General features: G+C 59.1%; 13 protein-coding genes. 6 read left to right on the forward strand and 7 right to left on the reverse strand.

Features of this window, described 5'->3' with window-relative positions; genetic code table 11:
- Nucleotides 1–311 precede the first annotated feature (311 nt).
- Nucleotides 312–1,373 carry a TIGR03790 family protein gene (locus tag NP603_RS00170; RefSeq protein ID WP_256608891.1) on the forward strand — a complete coding sequence of 354 codons (1,062 nt, stop codon included), beginning with the start codon at nt 312–314 and terminating at the stop codon, nt 1,371–1,373.
- 5 nt (nt 1,374–1,378) lie between these two features.
- Here NP603_RS00170 and NP603_RS00175 read toward each other — a convergent pair whose 3' ends face one another.
- Both NP603_RS00175 and NP603_RS00180 read right to left on the reverse strand, forming a co-directional pair.
- A complete protein-coding gene (locus NP603_RS00175; protein ID WP_256608892.1) occupies nt 1,379–2,752 on the reverse strand; it encodes a sensor domain-containing diguanylate cyclase in 1,374 nt (457 codons plus the stop codon).
- Nucleotides 2,753–2,786: 34 nt separating this feature from the next.
- Entirely contained in the window at nt 2,787–3,389 is a 603-nt protein-coding gene (locus NP603_RS00180; protein WP_256608894.1) for a nitroreductase family protein, read from the reverse strand.
- A gap of 543 nt (nt 3,390–3,932) precedes the next feature.
- Here NP603_RS00180 and ileS point away from each other — a divergent pair.
- The 5 genes from ileS to NP603_RS00205 all read left to right on the forward strand — a co-directional run bounded on the left by ileS (nt 3,933) and on the right by NP603_RS00205 (nt 13,312).
- Nucleotides 3,933–6,764 carry an isoleucine--tRNA ligase gene (gene ileS, locus NP603_RS00185; RefSeq protein ID WP_256608895.1) on the forward strand — a complete coding sequence of 944 codons (2,832 nt, stop codon included), beginning with the start codon at nt 3,933–3,935 and terminating at the stop codon, nt 6,762–6,764.
- The gene (gene lspA / locus NP603_RS00190) at nt 6,757–7,236 is read left to right on the forward strand and encodes a signal peptidase II (protein WP_256608896.1); all 480 of its coding nucleotides are present in this window, start codon (nt 6,757–6,759) and stop codon (nt 7,234–7,236) included. The genes ileS and lspA overlap by 8 nt, the downstream gene beginning before the upstream one ends.
- Before the next feature lie 161 nt (nt 7,237–7,397).
- The gene (locus NP603_RS00195) at nt 7,398–7,871 is read left to right on the forward strand and encodes a CYTH domain-containing protein (protein WP_256608897.1); all 474 of its coding nucleotides are present in this window, start codon (nt 7,398–7,400) and stop codon (nt 7,869–7,871) included.
- 54 nt (nt 7,872–7,925) lie between these two features.
- Entirely contained in the window at nt 7,926–8,621 is a 696-nt protein-coding gene (locus NP603_RS00200; protein WP_256608898.1) for a tetratricopeptide repeat protein, read from the forward strand.
- Between the two features lie 65 nt (nt 8,622–8,686).
- Nucleotides 8,687–13,312 carry an EAL domain-containing protein gene (locus NP603_RS00205; protein ID WP_256608899.1) on the forward strand — a complete coding sequence of 1,542 codons (4,626 nt, stop codon included), beginning with the start codon at nt 8,687–8,689 and terminating at the stop codon, nt 13,310–13,312.
- Here the strand turns inward: NP603_RS00205 and NP603_RS00210 are convergent.
- The 5 genes from NP603_RS00210 to cobT all read right to left on the reverse strand — a co-directional run bounded on the left by NP603_RS00210 (nt 13,301) and on the right by cobT (nt 17,737).
- On the reverse strand, nt 13,301–14,782 hold the full coding sequence (locus NP603_RS00210; protein ID WP_256608900.1) for a cobyric acid synthase: 1,482 nt from the start codon (nt 14,780–14,782) through the stop codon (nt 13,301–13,303). The genes NP603_RS00205 and NP603_RS00210 overlap by 12 nt on opposite strands.
- Complete coding sequence (gene bluB / locus NP603_RS00215) at nt 14,772–15,428, reverse strand: 5,6-dimethylbenzimidazole synthase (RefSeq protein ID WP_256608901.1); 657 nt, start codon at nt 15,426–15,428, stop codon at nt 14,772–14,774. Before bluB ends, NP603_RS00210 begins: the two co-directional genes overlap by 11 nt.
- Entirely contained in the window at nt 15,425–16,147 is a 723-nt protein-coding gene (locus NP603_RS00220) for an adenosylcobinamide-GDP ribazoletransferase (RefSeq protein WP_256608902.1), read from the reverse strand. Before NP603_RS00220 ends, bluB begins: the two co-directional genes overlap by 4 nt.
- A 2-nt stretch (nt 16,148–16,149) precedes the next feature.
- Nucleotides 16,150–16,563, reverse strand: coding sequence for a TM2 domain-containing protein (locus tag NP603_RS00225; RefSeq protein WP_256608903.1), 414 nt, complete (start codon nt 16,561–16,563; stop codon nt 16,150–16,152).
- 133 nt (nt 16,564–16,696) lie between these two features.
- Complete coding sequence (gene cobT, locus NP603_RS00230; RefSeq protein ID WP_256608904.1) at nt 16,697–17,737, reverse strand: nicotinate-nucleotide--dimethylbenzimidazole phosphoribosyltransferase; 1,041 nt, start codon at nt 17,735–17,737, stop codon at nt 16,697–16,699.
- Nucleotides 17,738–17,742: the final 5 nt, after the last annotated feature.

Genomic DNA, 17,742 nt, shown 5'->3' on the forward strand with positions numbered 1-17,742 from the left:
AATGGCTCTCGGCTTGGCGGGCAATCGCCGTTGCGCCTATGGCGTCAGGCGGCGGTCGTTCCCGATTGCGAACGATGCGGCACACAAGCGGCCGCGGCAATGAAGCCCGGATTGTACTTGAAACCGCGACGCTGCCGGTCGGCAAAAATAACTGCCTGTCGCTAGCCGGAACGGCGGCGTAGGCAATATTGGCGATTGGGTCGACAATTGGCCGCACCCAGGTTTGAAATCGAAGCCGCGTCGGCTATGCTCGCGGTTTTGCCGGCCGCCGGCTCATCGGACCGGGCCGGCCCTTTCTGGAGGAGAATCGAGTGTTCAACGCCAAACCGTTTCAATTATTGCGGCTGATATTGGCCTTGGCCTGCTTGCCTGGCAACAGCGTGCAGGCCGAGGCGATTTCGCCGTTGTACCGTCCCGCGCCGGCCCTGAGCGGGCAGGATCTGGCCGTGATCGTCAACGACGCCGATCCGTTGAGCCGGCAGATCGGGGAATATTACAGCCAGCAGCGACAAATTCCGGCCGAGCAAATCATCCATCTGCAGTTTCCGCCGCGGCAGGCGGTGATGTCGCAACGCACTTTCGAGGCGCTGAAACGGCAGGTCGACCAACAAACCCCCGCTCACGTGCAGGCGTATGCTCTGACCTGGCTGCTGCCGTTTCGGGTGGATTGCATGTCGATCACGACGGCATTCGCGGCCGGTTACGACCCTGCTTTTTGCGCCAAAGGCTGCCAGACTACGCGCAACAGCCCCTATTTCACCTCAGAAACCGATAAACCGTTTAAGGCGCACGCCTGGCGGCCGACCATGGCTGTGGCCGGCAAAACCTTCGAAGAGGCCAAGAAATTGATCGATACCGGCGTCGCTGCCGATTATTCTCATCCGCAAGGTGCGGCATATTTGCTGAAAACCTCGGACAAGGCGCGCAGTTCCCGCGCCCAGAATTTTCCGAAAGTGGCCGAGGCGCTGCAGAATTTTTGGCCGGTGCACTATCTGGAGCAGGACTACATCAGCGGCCGCCAGGACGTGATGTTTTATTTCACCGGCCTGACCCATGTGCCGCATCTGGACGAAAACCGTTATCTGCCGGGGGCGATTGCCGACCATTTGACATCGGCCGGCGGCGTACTGTCAGGCGGCGGCCAAATGAGCATCACCGAATGGCTGCGCGCCGGGGCCACCGCCAGCTACGGCGCGGTGGTGGAGCCGTGTAATTTTCCGGCCAAGTTTCCGAATCCGGGCGTGGTGCTGTATTTCTACCTGCGCGGGAGCAGTTTGATCGAAGCGTATTGGAAAAGCGTGCAGCAGCCGGGACAGGGCATTTTCGTCGGCGAACCGTTGGCCAAACCCTTCGCCTACCGGCCTAAACCTTAACCGGCCTAGCCGGCAACGACCAACCGGTTGCGGCCGGCTTCCTTGGCAACGTACAGAGCCTGATCGGCCCGGTTCAGCAACTCGACCCGGTTGCTGCCGTGTTCCGGAAAAATCGCTACGCCGATCGACACGCTCAGGTTGGGTAACTGCTGATTACCGAACTTGACGCTCAGATGCTCCACTTCCAGCCGCAGCCCCTCCAGGCGGCGTAAAATTTTCTGCGGATCGACTTCGGTCGTTACTACGACGAATTCTTCGCCGCCGTAGCGGCAGACGATATCGCTGCCCTCGCGAAAACCGTTCAGCAAATGGCCGGTTTTCTTCAACACCTCGTCGCCGGCATCGTGGCCGTAGTTATCGTTGAATATCTTGAAATGGTCGATATCGATCATCGCCACGGCCAGCATTTGCTCGCTCCGCCGCATCCGCAGCAGTTCCCGGTCCAGCACTTCCTCCAGAAAGCGGCGATTGAACAAGCCGGTCAACGGATCGCGAATCGACAATTCGTGCAGCTCTTCGCGTAAAGTCAGGTTGGCCAGCGCCAGGCGGGCGCTGTCGGCCGCCGCTTCGGCGATCGACAACGTGCGCTCGATGCCGTCGGCGTTCGGGTCGGCGAAGTGGGGTTCGATACAGATCAATCCCAGACCGCGGGCGTGAGCCAACAACGGAATGCACAAATAGGGGCCGACATCGGCGCGCATATGGCCGCAGACCGGGTTGATCGACTTGCCGCAACCGGCGAGATGGATGCGGCCGCGGCGCATGCCCCAGCATTCGTCCGGGTTGAAAACCGCTTCCAACTGGATGTTACCCCAGGAATCTTCTAGCACCAACGAGTTGCCGTCCGCGTCCAGCATGTATAGGCCGCCGTTGGATTCCGGAAACAGGCGGACGAAAGCTGCCTTCATGATCGGATAGGCTTCGTCCATTTTCTGGCAACTTTGCAGCAGATCGGTCATTTCCCGGATCAATTGCATGTGCAGGATCGCCGCTTCCAATTCGCGCTGGGCTTTTTTCAAGGCCGTGACATCGCGAGCCGCCGCGAATATGCCGGCAATATTGCCGTCTTCGTCGCGATAGACCGTGGCGTTGTAAAGAACTTCGGTGATCTTACCGGAGACGTGGCAGATCGCCAGCGGATAATCGGTGACCTTGCCTTGCGAAAATGCCAGGCGGTAGCCGTCGCGGGCTTTTTGCGGATCGGTGAAATAATTGGAGAAATCGCTGCCGATCAGTTCCTTGCGCGGCACGCCGGTGACTTTTTCGGTGGCGCTGTTGACGTCCATGATTTTGCCGTCGGCGCTGATCGTCACCAACGGATCGAGGCTGGCCTCGATCAGGCTCCGCGCATACGATGTTTTTGCAGATTTCGCCAACATGCCGAACCGCCGGATTGGATGTTAAGAATAAAGATTATTCGAAGGCTTTGCCCCAGTGTCCGCAATAGAAGCGCTGCTCCAAAGCGGCTCGACTGCGTTCGCCGCGTTCACCGGCCTGAAAGTCCTCAGGCAATATCGAGGCGTCCGCCGGGTAGCCAACTGCAATCATTGCCATTGGCGTGCAGTTTTCCGGCAGGCCGAAACATTGCCGGGCCAAATCGGCATCGAAACCGCCCATTTGGTGGGCCGCCAAACCCAACGCGGCGGCCTGGAGACAGAGGCTCAGCGCGGCGGCGCCGGTATCGTAAGGCGCCCAACGGTTCGGCTTGTCGTTGTGGTTGAAATTATTCATCGCTACGGCCAGCAACAACACCGGCGCATTGTGCGCCCACAACCGGTTCTTTTCGACGACGACGTTCAGAGCGATTTGCCAAGCCTCGCCGTCGCTGAATTTATCGCAAACGATAAATCGCCAGGGTTGGTCGTTGAAACACGAGGGCGCCCAACGCGCCGCCTCCAGCAACGCGGTCAGATCGTGCCGGCTGACCGGTTTGTCGGCGACAAACGCGCGCGGGCTCCAGCGTTCGGCAATCAAGCCGCTAATTTCCACCGAGGTTTGGGCTGGTTTTCTCTGCATAAAGATCACCCTACATTGGGAATGAAAAAAGGTTTGCGCACTCCGGTTTTGGCGCTAACATGATAGCGAGTCAAAACCATATCGATAACTCGAGTCGGAGCTTTATCATGCCAAAAAAAGCCTGTGGTGGTTGTTTAGCATTTGCACTATGGCCGCTGCAACCGCTCCCGCTCGTTCTTGGGCGGTAAATCTTCTGGTTTTAGAGACAGTCTCCGCCGATAGCGTTTCGGTGTACGACCATCCGCTAGTGGCGTGTGCCGTTAGCGTCCTCATTGGCGCGGTATACGGTCTGTATTGGTTGCGTAACCGCGTTTGAGTGCGACCTTCATCCTCCGCCGAAAAAGTCGATCCGGCGGAGTTGCAAAGCGATTCCCGCTTCGTTACGGTTTCCTGCTTTGCGCAGCCTGCGCTTTATAGCGCTTGCCGGTTGATGCTAGAATCGCGCGTTCACTATTATTGAACCGTTCGGCAAATCGGCGCAAGCGTTGGGCTTCAGCGGCCGGTGCCGGCGAGCCCGCGCCGGAATGCTACGCAGAAAACACCATGACCATCGATTATAAACAGACTCTGAACCTGCCCAAGACCGAATTTGCGATGAAGGCCAATCTGGCCCAGCGCGAACCGGAGATGTTGAAACAGTGGAACGAAAACCAACTATATCAAAAGATTCGCGAGGTTTGCGCCGGCCGGCCCAAATTCGTCCTGCACGACGGCCCGCCGTATGCGAACGGCGCGATTCATATCGGCCATGCCGTCAATAAAGTCCTGAAAGACATCATCGTCAAATCGAAAACCCTGGCCGGTTTCGATGCACCCTACGTGCCGGGCTGGGACTGCCACGGCTTGCCGATCGAATTGATGGTGGAAAAGTCGGTCGGCAAGGCCGGCGTCAAGGTCTCGCCGGCCGAATTCCGCAAGGAATGCCGCGCCTACGCCAAGAAACAGGTCGGCATTCAAAAAGAAGAATTCATCCGTCTCGGCGTGTTGGGCGATTGGGACAATCCCTATTTGACGATGGATTTTGCGTTCGAAGCCGACATCGTCCGCGCCCTGGGCCGCATCGCCGCCAAGGGCCATCTCAGCAAGGGCTTTAAGCCGGTACATTGGTGTACCGATTGCGGCTCGGCACTCGCGGAAGCCGAAGTCGAATACGAAGACAAGCATTCGCCGGCGATCGACGTGCGCTTTGCCGTCGTCGACGAGCATGCCTTTATGGAAAAGTGCCATCATGCCGGCGACCGCGAAGGCAAAGGCCCGCTGTCGGTCATGATCTGGACCACCACGCCCTGGACTTTGCCGGCCAACCAAGCGGTGGCATTGAATCCGGAACTGGAATATGCGGTGGTGCAATGCGAAATCGACGGCCAGACCGAACGCCTGCTGCTGGCTGAAGCATTATTAAAAGATGCGGTATTACGTTACGGCATCGGCGAGCACCATATCGTCGGCTATTGCAGGGGCAACGCGCTGGAAGGACTCCTGTTGCAACATCCGTTTTACGACCGCCAGGTACCGATCATCCTCGGCGACCATGTTACCACCGACGCCGGTACCGGCGCCGTGCATACCGCTCCCGGCCACGGCCAGGAAGACTATGTAGTGGGGATGAAATACGACCTGCCGGTCGACAACCCGGTCGGCAGCAATGGCGTGTTCCTGCCCGGCACCGAATTATTCGCCGGTCTGCACGTATTCAGCGCCAACGACAAGGTACTGGACGTATTGCGCGAGCGCGGCAAATTGCTGCACCACCACGCCTTGCTGCACAGTTATCCGCATTGCTGGCGCCACAAAACCCCGATCATTTTCCGCGCCACGCCGCAGTGGTTTATTTCGATGGAAAAAAACGGTTTGCGTGACACCGCCTTGAATGAAGTCAAACGCGTCGACTGGGTGCCGGATTGGGGCCAGGCGCGGATCGAGGCGATGATTTCCAACCGCCCGGACTGGTGCATCTCGCGCCAGCGCACCTGGGGTGTGCCGATCGCGTTTTTCGTACACAAGGAAAGCGGCGAACTGCATCCGCGCAGCGCCGAATTGATCGAGCAAGTGGCGCAACGCATCGAACAACAAGGCATAGACGCCTGGTTCGAGCTGGATGCGGCCGAATTGCTGGGTAGCGATGCCGAGCACTACGAGAAAGTCGCCGATACGCTGGACGTTTGGTTCGACTCAGGCGTGACTCATGCCGCCGTGCTGGAGCGGCGCGAGCAACTGCGCTTCCCGGCCGATTTGTATCTGGAAGGTTCCGACCAGCATCGCGGATGGTTCCAGTCGTCGTTGATGGCCTCGGTGGCGATGAACGACGTCGCGCCTTATAAGGAAGTGTTGACCCACGGCTTCACCGTCGATGCCGAAGGCAAGAAAATGTCCAAATCCAAAGGCAACGTGGTACTGCCGCAGACGGTGATGAAATCGCTGGGTGCAGACGTGTTGCGGCTGTGGGTGGCCAGCACCGACTATCGCTACGAAATGTCGGTATCCGACGAAATTTTGAAACGCACCTCCGACGCCTACCGCCGTCTGCGCAATACCGCGCGCTTTTTGTTGGCGAATCTGGACGGCTTCGATCCAGCGCAACATTTGGTCGGCAAGCACAACCTGCTGGCTTTGGACCGTTGGGTGGTCGATAAGGCCTGGCAGTTGCAGGAAGAAATCAAGACTGCCTACGACGAGTACCAATTCCAGGTGATTTACCAAAAAGTGCTGAATTTCTGCAGCATCGACTTGGGCGGCTTTTACCTGGACATCGTCAAGGACCGCCAATACACCGCCAAGGAAGATTGCCTGGCGCGCCGCTCCGGCCAGACCGCGATGTACCATGTCGTCGAAGCGCTGGTGCGCTGGCTGGCTCCGATCACCAGCTATACCGCCGACGAAATCTGGCAATTCATTCCCGGAAATCGTAGCGAGTCGGTATTCCTGGAAACCTGGTACCAAGGCCTGTTCCCGCTGGAGTCCGACGCCGAGATCAACCGCGACACCTGGGACAAAGTCATGGCGGTACGGGCCGCGGTGTCGAAGGAGTTGGAAGCCTTGCGTAAAGACGGCGCGATCGGCGCGTCGTTGAATGCCGAAGTCGATTTATATTGCGACGAAGTTTACGCCGCCGAATTGAACAAACTGGGCAAAGAGCTGCATTTTGTGTTCATCACTTCCAACGCCGGGGTGTCCGATATGCAATTCTGCCCGGAAGATGCGGTTACGACCGATTTGGATGGCGTGAAGCTTAAAGTTCGAGTGTCGGAACATGCCAAATGCGTGCGTTGCTGGCACCAGCGCTACGACATCGGCGAGCAGCCGGAGCATCCGGAGTTGTGCGGCCGTTGCGTCGAAAATGTGGCCGGCGCCGGCGAGAGCCGTTTGTATGCTTAAGTGGTTATGGCTGTCCGCGCTGGTGTTGGTATTGGACCAAGCCAGCAAACTCGCGGTCGACGCGACGATGCAACTTTACCAGTCTATCCCGCTACTGCCGTATTTCAATCTGACTTACGCCCATAACACCGGTGCCGCCTTCAGCTTTCTGGCCAACGCCGGCGGCTGGCAGCGTTGGTTGTTTGCCGGGCTGGCGGTGGTGATGAGCGGCATCATCGGCGTCTGGTTGTACCGACTGAAACCGCATGAAACCCTGATGGCCTGGGCCTTGTCGCTGGTGTTGGGCGGCGCGATCGGCAATCTGATCGACCGGGTGGCCTACGGCTACGTGATCGATTTTCTCGACGTTTATTACCAAAACTGGCATTGGCCGGCGTTCAATATCGCCGATTCGGCGATTTGCATCGGCGTCGGCCTGATGTTGCTGGAAAGCTTCGGCGTCGGCCGCAGTAGCGGCGATACGCCGGCATAATCCGCAACAGTTCCATCGGCGCCGCCCGGCAATGCGGCGGCGCGCCCTCCTGCCGCATCCGCTGCCCCTGAGTCGGCGTCTGCGCCCGACTCAACCTCCGAAGTCCTGAAAAGTCCGTTCCCAGCCATTATCATGTCGCTTTTGCCGCGAGGAAACACAGTATGGCGCTCGAAGTGGAACACAAATTTTTATTGGCTAACGATGCCTGGCGTGACGAAGTCGAGGATTCGGTCTTATACAAACAAGGCTATCTGAGCGGTAGTCCGCTCAGTTCGATCCGGGTACGGATTTCCGACAGCCAGGCCTGGTTGAATATAAAAAGCGCGACGATCGGCAGCCATCGACTGGAATTCGAATACGAGATTCCGTTGGCCGATGCCGAGCAATTGCTGGCCGAACTTTGCCATAAACCGGTAATCGAAAAAGTCCGCCATTTCGTGCGCCGCGAACCGCATCTATGGGAGATCGACGAATTCCTCGGCGACAACCAAGGCTTGATCGTGGCCGAGATCGAGTTGTCGCAAATTGGCGAATCTTTCGCAAAACCGGCCTGGCTGGGGCAAGAAGTCACCGATGATTTGCGCTATTACAACAATAACTTGGCAAAAAATCCTTTCAAGGATTGGGATAAATAACAATAATTTACGAGAAGTATTGAAAAGCGGAGTGCAATGCTCTATATTTTCTGTATGAGTAGAGCCACTGTTGTTGTTTTTTTGATACTTTTCTCGGCACGGAGTTTCGCTTCGGAGCTGGCCGCGGCTATCGATAGCCTGGAAAGCGAATGGGCCCAGGTTTATTACCAAAGCGACGAGAGCCTGCAGCGGAAGGCCTATCCGGGCTTGATCGACAAGGCCGCCGAGTTGGGCAAGCGTTTCCCGCGTGCGGCCGAACCGAAAATCTGGCAGGCAACCATCATTGCCACCAATGCCGCGTTTCAGTCCTCGCTGGAAGCGCTGTCCAGCCTAAAGACGGCCAAAGGCTTGCTCGAACAAGCCATCGCCTTGCAGCCGGACGCCCTGGAGGGAGCCGCGTACGTGACGCTGGGAACCTTGTATTACATGGCGCCCGGTTGGCCGATTTCTTTCGGCGATAACCGATTGGCCGAGCAAATGCTGCAAACCAGCCTGAAAATCAACCCGGACGGCATCGACGCCAATTACTTTTACGCCGATTATTTGTTGCAGCAAGACCGTAGCGCCGAAGCCGAAGAGTATTTGCGCAAAGCGGCGCAGGCGCCGTTACGCAAAAACCAGCATTTTGCCGACAGCCAATTGCAAAACGAGGCCAAACTAGCCCTGGCCAGCACCCAGCAACGTAAGTCCAATACCGGCAAGAACAAGTTTCAAGCGATCTTTACTACCGCAACCTACAGCGCCGACTAAATCCGGCTGGGGCATTTGATTTTTGGATGTAGAATAACCCTACTTTCGTTCCGGCGTGCTGCCCCATGAGAAAAAGCTTTATTCGGCTGGCAACGGTTTTTGCCGTGTCGTTCAATGCCGTCGCCTTCGATGCCGGGCCAACGCCGGAGCCGGTAGTGTTGCAATTGAAATGGTTTCACCAATTCCAATTCGCCGGTTACTACGCCGCCCTCGAACAAGGTTACTACGCCGAAGAAGGTCTGCAGGTCGAGATCCGCGAACGCGATCCTAAGCAGGATTTCGTCGACCAAGTCGTTTCCGGCCAGGCCGAATACGGGATCGGCGATTCCGGCCTGATAGTGCATTATGCCAACGGCAAGCCTATCGTGGCCTTGGCCGCCATCTTCCAGCACGACGCGTTGGCGTTGTTCAGCAAGCAATCTTCCGGCATTCTCAGCCCCTACGAAATGGCGGGCAAGCGCATCATGTTCGATCTTGCCGGCGAAAACAATGCCCAAGTCCGCGCCCTACTGGCCGAGGCCAATCTCGACGACAGCCGTTTTCAGAAGGTGGCGCAAAGCTTTTCCAACGACGACTTGATCCGCAACAAAGTCGACGTGATGGCCGGATACGTGACCGACCAGCCCTTCCTGCTACGGCAGAAAGGCGTCAAATTCAATCTGATTTCTCCGCAAAATTACGGCATCGATTTTTACGGCGACATCCTGTTTACCACCAACGCCGAGCAGGAAAACCATCCCGGACGCAGTGAGGCGTTTCGCCGCGCCAGTCTGAAGGGTTGGCAATATGCGCTGGAGCATCCCGAGGCGCTGATCGAGCTGATCCGCAGCAAATACCACAGCAAACTCAGCCGGGAACAATTGCGGTTCGAAGCTGAGGAGACCCGCAAGCGGATTCAGGCCGACACCATTCCGCTCGGCCAAATCGAGGCCGGCCGGTTGTACAGGGTCGCGGAAATTTACGCCGGCCTGAAACTGATCCGTGCGCTAAAACCCAGGGATTTGGACGGATTCATCCAGAGCGGCGGCCGCTTGAACGGTATCCCGATAACCGAGGCCGAGCGGCAATGGCTGAAAGCCCATCCGACGATCCGGCTTGGCGTGGACCGGAACTTTATGCCTTACGAAAAGCTGGATGCCGAAGGCCACTACATCGGCGCGATTCCCGATTTTCTGAAACTGCTGGAAGCGCGATTGGGTGTCAAATTCGTCCCAGTGCCAAACAAATCCTGGCAGGAAGTGCTGGATATGGCCAAGCGCGGCGAACTGGACATGATCGGCGCTGCGGTAAAAACGCCGGACCGCGAACAATACTTGAATTTCACCGAGCCGGTGGTCTCGATGCCGGCGGTCATTATCGGCAATAAATCCAGCACTTATATCAATTCTCTGCAAATGCTGGCCGGGCGGCGGGTGGCCGTGGAACAAGGCTATTTCGTACACGAACTGTTGCGCCGCGATTACCCTCAATTGCAGTTGGCGGTTACATTATCGGTACAGGATTGTTTGCGATTGCTGGCCGAAGGCAAAGTCGACGCTTACGTCGGCGATGCGGCCTCCGCCAGTTACGCGATCAAACAGCTGGGTTTGTCGAATCTGCGTATCGTCGGCCAGACCGGTTATATCAGCGAGAGCCGGATAGCGGTGGCCAAAGCCCATCCCGAATTGCTGAGCATATTGGAAAAAGCATTGGCGGCGATAGACCCGGCCCAACGCGACGCGATTATCAACCGCTGGATGGGTTTGCAAGTCGACGCCGGTATCGACGTCAAAGCCTTGGCCAGGCCGGCGCTAGCCTTGCTGCTGGCCTTGGTGTTATGCGTTTACTGGGTTTACCGGTTACGCCGCGAGATTCGGGCCCGCAAATCCAGCGAAGCCGATCTGGCGCGCTTGTACACCAACATGTCGTTGGGTTTTGCGCTGCACCAGGTGATCCGCGACCCGGGCGGAAAAATCGTCGACTACCGTTATCTGGACATCAATCCGGCTTTCGAAAAAATGACCGGGCTTGGCCGGGAAAACTGGATCGGCAAGACCGTCAAACAAGTGTTGCCGCAGACCGAGGCGGCCTGGATCAGCAGTTTCGACGGCCTCGACACCAGCGGCGAACCGAAACATTTCGAAAACCATGTGGCGCAAATCGACCGTTGGTATGCGATCGATAGCTACAAAGCCGGCCACGACCGTTTCGTCGTGCTGGTACAGGACATTACCGAACGCAAACAGACCGAACTGGCACTGAAGCAAAGCGAAGAGCGGTTCCGTATCAGCCAGATTTACGGCGGTATCGGCATCTGGGAGTCGGATTTGCAAACCAACCGCCAATTCTGGTCCGAGATCGTCACGTCCGAATTGGGTTTTCCAGCCAAAGACATCCTTACCTGGGCCGATTTTCTGGCCGTGGTTTGCCCGGAAGACCGGCATTTACTATTGGAGGCGACGCGGCGCCATATCGAAACCGGCACCAAATACGAGGTTGAATACCGGATGCAAAGCACCAGCGGCGAGCGGCGCTGGATGCGCTCGGTAGGCCAGGCCGAGCGCGACGCGTCCGGCAAGCCGCTGCGGATGCGCGGCATCGTCCACGATATCAGCGAGCGCAAAAAAGCCGAAGAAAAACTGCGGCTGTCGGCGCGGGTCTTCTCCGACGCCCACGAAGGCATCATGATTACCGGCGTCGACGCGTTGATTATCGACGTCAATACCGCATTCAGCGAAATCACCGGCTACAGCCGCGACGAAGCGATCGGCCAGAATCCGCGGTTTCTCAAATCCGGCCGCCAGTCCAACGAGTTTTATGAACAGATGTGGCAAATCCTGAGCCAAAGCGGACATTGGCGCGGCGAAATCTGGAACCGGCGCAAAAGCGGCGAATTGTACGCCGAGCTGTTGACCATCTCGGCGCTGCGCGACGAATCCGGCGCCGTCATCAACTACATCGGCTTGTTTTCCGACATCACCGAAACCAAAAAGCAGCAACAGGAACTCGAGGTGCTGGCGCATTTCGATCCGCTGACCCAGTTGCCGAATCGGGCCTTGTTTGCCGACCGTTTCGCCCAGGCCATCGCCCACAGCAAGCGCGCCGAGTCGCTGTTGGCGCTGTGTTATCTGGATCTGGACGGCTTCAAACAGGTCAACGACCATTTCGGCCACGAAACCGGCGACCAGTTATTGGTCGAAGTGGCCAAACGCATCAAGATGAATCTGCGCGAGGGCGACACGGTATGCCGGCTGGGCGGCGACGAATTCGCGTTGCTGTTCGAGAATCTGCAGTCGATCCAGCAATGCGAAGACACGCTGAGCCGAATTCACCAGGCTTTGGCCGAGCCGTTCGAGTTAGCGGAACGCCATGTCCGCATCGCCGCCAGCAGCGGCGTGACGATTTACCCGCTGGACCGGGAAGACCCGGACATTCTGCTGCGCCACGCCGACCAGGCCATGTACCAGGCCAAGCTCGACGGCCGCAACCGCTTCAAACTGTACGAACATCTGGCACAACCCAGCAGCAGCTACAGCCAGCGCCCGAGCCGGCTGGAGCAAGCGTTGGCCGAAGTGGGCCAAGCCTTGGCGCAAAACCAGTTCCGCTTGTATTACCAACCCAAGGTCAATTTGAAATCGGGCGAGATCGTCGGCATGGAAGCGCTGATCCGCTGGCGCCACCCCGAGCGCGGCCTGTTGCCGCCGGCCGAATTCCTGCCGATCATCGAAAACACGCCACTGGAAATCGACGTCGCTAACTGGGTGTTGCGCCAGGCCTTTATCCAATTGCAAACTTGGCGGGATCAGGGGTTGAACCAGCAAGTCAGCGTCAATATTTCGCCGCGGCATTTGCAGTGGCCGGATTTCATCAAGACCCTGGAAACGCTGCTGGCCGAGTTCCCGCAGCTGTCGTCCCGGCAACTGGAACTGGAAGTGCTGGAAAGCAGCGTGTTGGAGGATTTGATTTCGGTCGGCGAGGTGTTGAAGCAGTGCTACCACGAATTGGGCGTGCCGTGCGCGCTGGACGATTTCGGCACCGGTTACTCGTCGCTGGCCCATCTGCGCCACCTGACCATCAACACCGTCAAAATCGACCAAAGTTTCGTCCGCGACATGATCGACGATCCGGACGACATGGCCATCGTCGAGAGTGTGATCGCACTCGCCAAAGCCTTCAAACGCGAGGCGGTGGCCGAGGGCGTCGAGGACCTGGAACATGGCGTGTTTCTGATCGATTTGGGCTGCTGTATCGCCCAGGGTTACGGTATTGCCCGGCCGATGCCGGCCGACGCGGTGCCGGGCTGGGTCGCCAATTACCGCCATCCGCCGGCTTGGCGCCGCGAGGCCAAAACCGAGCGCAGCGCCTGGCACAGCCAGTTGGAATTACTGAAATTGCAACAGCAATACTGGCTGCGCCGCCTGGAGCAATGTCTGCACGGCGAGGACAAAACCCAACCGCGCTGGCCGGTCGCGACGGCGAAAAAGTCGCATCTGGGCCGCTGGCTGGAGCGGCAGAAAAGCGAACGCAGCGTCGACCGGCAATTATTGGAGCGGCTGGAACGCGCGCAGGAACAGCAACACCGGCTGGCGCAACTGATGTGGCGCAGCCGGCAAGAGGGCCGCGGCGCGGAAGCCGCCGAGCAGTTTAAAAAGCTACTGGAAGTGAATCTGGAGATCGTCCAATTACTGGAGCATTGCGAGTTATTGTTCTGAGCGGAACCGGCGGACGCCGGCTTCCAGCTTGGCGAAATCGCAGTGCTCGGCCAGGCAGTCGGCCAAACGCTCAATGCCGGCCTCGCGCAGCGCATTGAAGTCGACGGCTTGGTTGGCGCTGTAACCAGCCCAGGCCAACAGCGCGTCGCAGGCTTCCGGCAGATCGAACAAACCGTGCAGATAGCTGCCGGCGACTTGGCCGTCGGCGGCAATCGCGCCGTCCGGGCCGTCAGCCAACTCGAACAACGGGCGGGACAAGGCCGGGCCGCTGCTGATACCGAGATGGATTTCGTAGCCGGCCACGGCTGTGTTCCGGCCGAAAAAACGCCCGGAGGTGCGTTTCAGGCATTTTTCCGCTAGCAACTCGGTCGCCATATCCAGCAATCCCAACCCCTCGGCTTGGCCGGGGGTGCCTTCCAGACCAAGCGGATCGGCTATCGTTTGGCCCAGCATCTGGAAACCGCCGCAAATGCCCAGCAACTTGCCGCCGTAGCGCAAATGCCGGCGAATGAAGCCATCCCAGCCGCGCTCGCGCAATTGCGCCAGATCGCTACGCACCGCTTTGCTGCCCGGCAGCACGACCAAGTCTGCGCCGTCGACCTGGTCCGGCCGCTTGGCAAAGCTGACTTTGACGCCGGGATGCAATTGCAGCGGGTCGAAGTCGGTATGGTTGCTGAAACTGGGCAGGTGCGGCACGACGACATGAAAACCGCCGGCGCCGGCTGCGCCATGGCGGGTGGACAGCGCATCCTCCGCCTCGAGGTACAAGTCGTGCAGATAAGGCAACACGGCCAGCACCGGCTTGCCGGTTTTGGTTTCCAGCCAGTCCAGGCCGGGCTGCAACAAACCGATGTCGCCGCGGAAGCGGTTGATGACGAATCCCACTACCCGCCGCCGCTCGCTGTCTGACAGCAATTCCAGCGTACCGACCAGATGGGCGAACACGCCGCCGCGGTCGATATCGGCGATCAAAATCACCGGACAATCCACCGCTTCGGCGAAGCCCATGTTGGCGATATCGCCGGCGCGCAAATTGATTTCTGCCGGGCTGCCGGCGCCTTCGACGATGATCATCGCGTATTGCTCGGTCAGGCGCCGCCACGACTCCAGCACGGCTTGTTTCGCAACTTTTTTATAGTCGTGGTACTGAGCCGCAGACTGGTTTTGCAATACTTTGCCGTGGATGATGACTTGCGCCGTGGTATCGGAATTGGGCTTCAGCAATATCGGATTCATATCGCTATGCGGCGGCAAGCCGCAGGCGGCGGCCTGTGCCGCCTGGGCCCGGCCGATCTCGCCGCCGTCTATGGTCACGGCACTGTTCAAGGCCATGTTTTGCGGTTTGAATGGCGCTACGCTGACGCCCCGGCGCCGGTAGTGACGGCATAAGGCCGTGACCAGCGTACTTTTGCCGGCATCGGAGGTGGTGCCCTGCACCATCAAGGCCGGAAACGGCGAGTTAGCTTGCATCGGGCCAGCTATTTTCGTAAACGAATGCCGACAACGGCTGCGGCGCGGCCCAATTCTGCAATTCCAGCATCGGCTTCGGGTAAAACTCGGCGACATGGCCCAGACACAGAATCGCAATCGGCCGGCTGCCGGCCGGCATGTGCAATAACGTTGCCAGCGCCTGCGGCTCGAACAACGATACCCAGCCCAAGCCCAAGCCTTCGGCGCGGGCCGCCAGCCACAGGTTCTGGATCGCGCAGGCCGCCGAAGCCAGATCCATTTCCGGCAGCGTGCGCCGCCCGAAGATGTGGCGTTCGCGCCGGTCCGGCAGCGCGACAACCAACAGCTCGCCGCAATCGAGGATGCCTTCCACTTTCAGTTTCATGAATTCGTCGTGGCGTTCGGCTAACGCCTCAGCGGTGGCGCGGCGTTCGGCTTCAACCAGTTCATGGATTTGCCGGCGCAGTTCGCGGTCGCTGATGCGCAAAAACCGCCAGGGTTGCATTAGGCCGACGCTGCCGGCCTGATGCGCGGCTTGCAGCAAGCGCGCCAGGATTTGCGGATCGACCGGAAGATCCAGGAAATGGCGCATGTCGCGGCGTTCGGCGATAGCGCGGTAAACGCCGTTCAATTCCGGCTCGGAAAAGCGATAAGGCGACTGCGTCATCGGAATGCGGCAGCGGCAATCACTGCGGTTTCGACCAACTCCACCGCCGCACCGTAGACGTCGCCGGTGCAGCCGCCCAAGCGGGCGATGGCGGCCCGGCGCAGCCAAAACAGCAGCAGGCCCGCGGCCAATAGCGCCGGCCAGCCCAGAATCATCAAACCCAATACTGCGCTCGTCGCGATCGGCCAGCGCGCCGCGTCCGCCGGAAACTGTTCCAGCAGTTTAGCTGCCAAGCCGTGAGGATTGACGTAGGCAGTGTTGCACATCAACAGCAAAATCGCCGCCCGGCCCAATACCGGCGCCAACACCAGCGCCGCATAGCACTGTTCGTCCAGCAGCGCGTCGATCGCCGCGAATTTCAGCAGCAACACCAGTAGCAAGACGCACACCGCAATCGGGCCGGAGCTGGGGTCTTTCATAATCCGCAAGCTGCGCTCGCGGTCGCCGTAGCCGCCGACCCAAGCATCGGCGCAATCGGCCAAACCGTCCAGATGCAGGCCGCCGGTCAGCAACACCCAGGCGGCCAGCACCAGAGCGGCGCTCGCCAAGTGCGGACCGCCGGCCAATAGCGCCGCCAACAGAACCAGCAGCAAGCCCAGCAGCAGGCCGACCACCGGATAATACAGTGCGGATTGGCCCAGCCGGCGCGGGTCGGCCGGACCGGTGTCCGCGACCGGAATGCGGGTTAAGAACTGTAACGCCAGCCAGAATGCCTGCACGGTTATTTCAAATGCCTGCCCTTGGCGTCTTTATCGATATGGCCGGTAAAAATCAGCACGCCTTCGATAAAGCCCCACATCACGCCGAAACCGCCGGTCCCCAACGTGACCAGGGTTTGCAACAGGCCCAGCATATAAAACCCGAGATAGATCCGGTGCAGACCGATGGCGCCGAAGGCAATACCCAACAAGGCCGCCAGCATCCGGCTCTTTACCGGTTTGGCTTCCATCAAATAAGCGCCGACCGGACTGACTTCGGTGACTTTGCCGTCGTCCTGATCGAAATCAACGTCGTCACCGGCTTTGGGCGGTTCTTGCGAGGTCCATTGGTCGATATGGAATTCGTAAAACTGGTTTTGGTATTTGATAACGCCGGTTTGGCAGCGTTCATCGTAGCTTTCGATATGTCCTAGCATGGGCTAATCCGCGTTTGGTTTGAGTTGTTTTTATTATTCTGCCGCGCCGGAATCGGGGCGGGTATGCGCAGCGCCGGCCATGATACGGGAAAGCGCCATGGCCTGCCATCGTCCGCAACGCTCGCCGCGGATTTCAGCCTGCGGACACTCCGGCTTCGGCAAAAGTCGCCATTTCGTTATGCAGCCGGCAGGCCATCCGCAAGATCGGTACCGCCAACGCCGCACCGCTGCCTTCGCCCAGACGCATGTCCATCGTCAACAGCGGCCGGGCTTGCAGCGCCTGCAATACCCGGGCATGGCCCTTTTCCGCCGAGCAATGGCCGAAGAAAAACCAGGCCGAGCAGTTGGAGTTGAGTTGTGCGGCCAACAACGCGGCGACACTGCTGATGAAGCCGTCGACCAAAACCGGCAATCCCTGCTGCGCGGCGGCAATATAAGCGCCGGTCAAAGCGGCAATTTCGAATCCGCCCAAGGTTTGCAGGATGGCAAGCGGCGTGTCCAACAGCGGGCGGTGGCGTTGCAGCGCGGCCTCGATCAGCGCCGCCTTTCGGTCGATTTGTTCCGGCAGCAGACCGGTCCCGGCGCCGGTAATCTCTGCGGCCGGCAAACCCAAACAGGCCGCGGCCAAAGCGCTGGCGCTGGTGGTATTGGCGATGCCCATTTCGCCGCCGACGAACAGTTGCGCGCGATTGTTCAGTGCCCGCGTCAAAGCACGGCGGCCGGCCGCCAGGGCGAATTCCAGTTGCGCAGCGGTCATCGCCGGACTATCGACGAAATTGGCCGTGCCGGCTCCGGCCCGGTCGGCAATCACGTTCGGCAGCGCCACCGGCTGCAGTAAGCCGGTATCGACCACTTCGAAATCAGCGCCGATTTGCCGCGCCAGCACGTTGACCGCGGCGCCGCCGGCGGCGAAATTTTTCACCATTTCCGCGGTGACCGCTTGGGGAAAGGCCGATACGCCCTCGGCGGCGACGCCGTGGTCGGCAGCGAAGACGCTGATATGGATCCGGTCTATGCTCGGCGCCGCGCGGCGTTGCATCGCCGCCAACCGGGCGGCGCAGTCCTCCAACACGCCCAACGAACCGGGCGGTTTGGTCAATTGCTGCTGGCGTTGTTGGGCTTGCAGGTAATAGTCGGCCGCGGGCGCGGCGATCGGCTCGTAGATCCAATTCATCGGCG

It is taken from the genome of Methylomonas aurea (assembly GCF_024505045.1).
GTDB classification, from domain to species: Bacteria; Pseudomonadota; Gammaproteobacteria; order Methylococcales; family Methylomonadaceae; genus Methylomonas; species Methylomonas aurea.

Bases quoted from the DNA above. Each gene is read 5' to 3' on its own strand.
- NP603_RS00175 (WP_256608892.1), bottom strand. From the start codon at position 2,752: ATGTTGGCGAAATCTGCAAAAACATCGTATGCGCGGAGCCTGATCGAG.
- NP603_RS00180 (WP_256608894.1), bottom strand. From the start codon at position 3,389: ATGCAGAGAAAACCAGCCCAAACCTCGGTGGAAATTAGCGGCTTGATT.
- ileS (WP_256608895.1), top strand. From the start codon at position 3,933: ATGACCATCGATTATAAACAGACTCTGAACCTGCCCAAGACCGAATTT.
- lspA (WP_256608896.1), top strand. From the start codon at position 6,757: ATGCTTAAGTGGTTATGGCTGTCCGCGCTGGTGTTGGTATTGGACCAA.
- NP603_RS00195 (WP_256608897.1), top strand. From the start codon at position 7,398: ATGGCGCTCGAAGTGGAACACAAATTTTTATTGGCTAACGATGCCTGG.
- NP603_RS00200 (WP_256608898.1), top strand. From the start codon at position 7,926: ATGAGTAGAGCCACTGTTGTTGTTTTTTTGATACTTTTCTCGGCACGG.
- NP603_RS00205 (WP_256608899.1), top strand. From the start codon at position 8,687: ATGAGAAAAAGCTTTATTCGGCTGGCAACGGTTTTTGCCGTGTCGTTC.
- NP603_RS00210 (WP_256608900.1), bottom strand. From the start codon at position 14,782: ATGCAAGCTAACTCGCCGTTTCCGGCCTTGATGGTGCAGGGCACCACC.
- bluB (WP_256608901.1), bottom strand. From the start codon at position 15,428: ATGACGCAGTCGCCTTATCGCTTTTCCGAGCCGGAATTGAACGGCGTT.
- NP603_RS00225 (WP_256608903.1), bottom strand. From the start codon at position 16,563: ATGCTAGGACATATCGAAAGCTACGATGAACGCTGCCAAACCGGCGTT.
- cobT (WP_256608904.1), bottom strand. From the start codon at position 17,737: ATGAATTGGATCTACGAGCCGATCGCCGCGCCCGCGGCCGACTATTAC.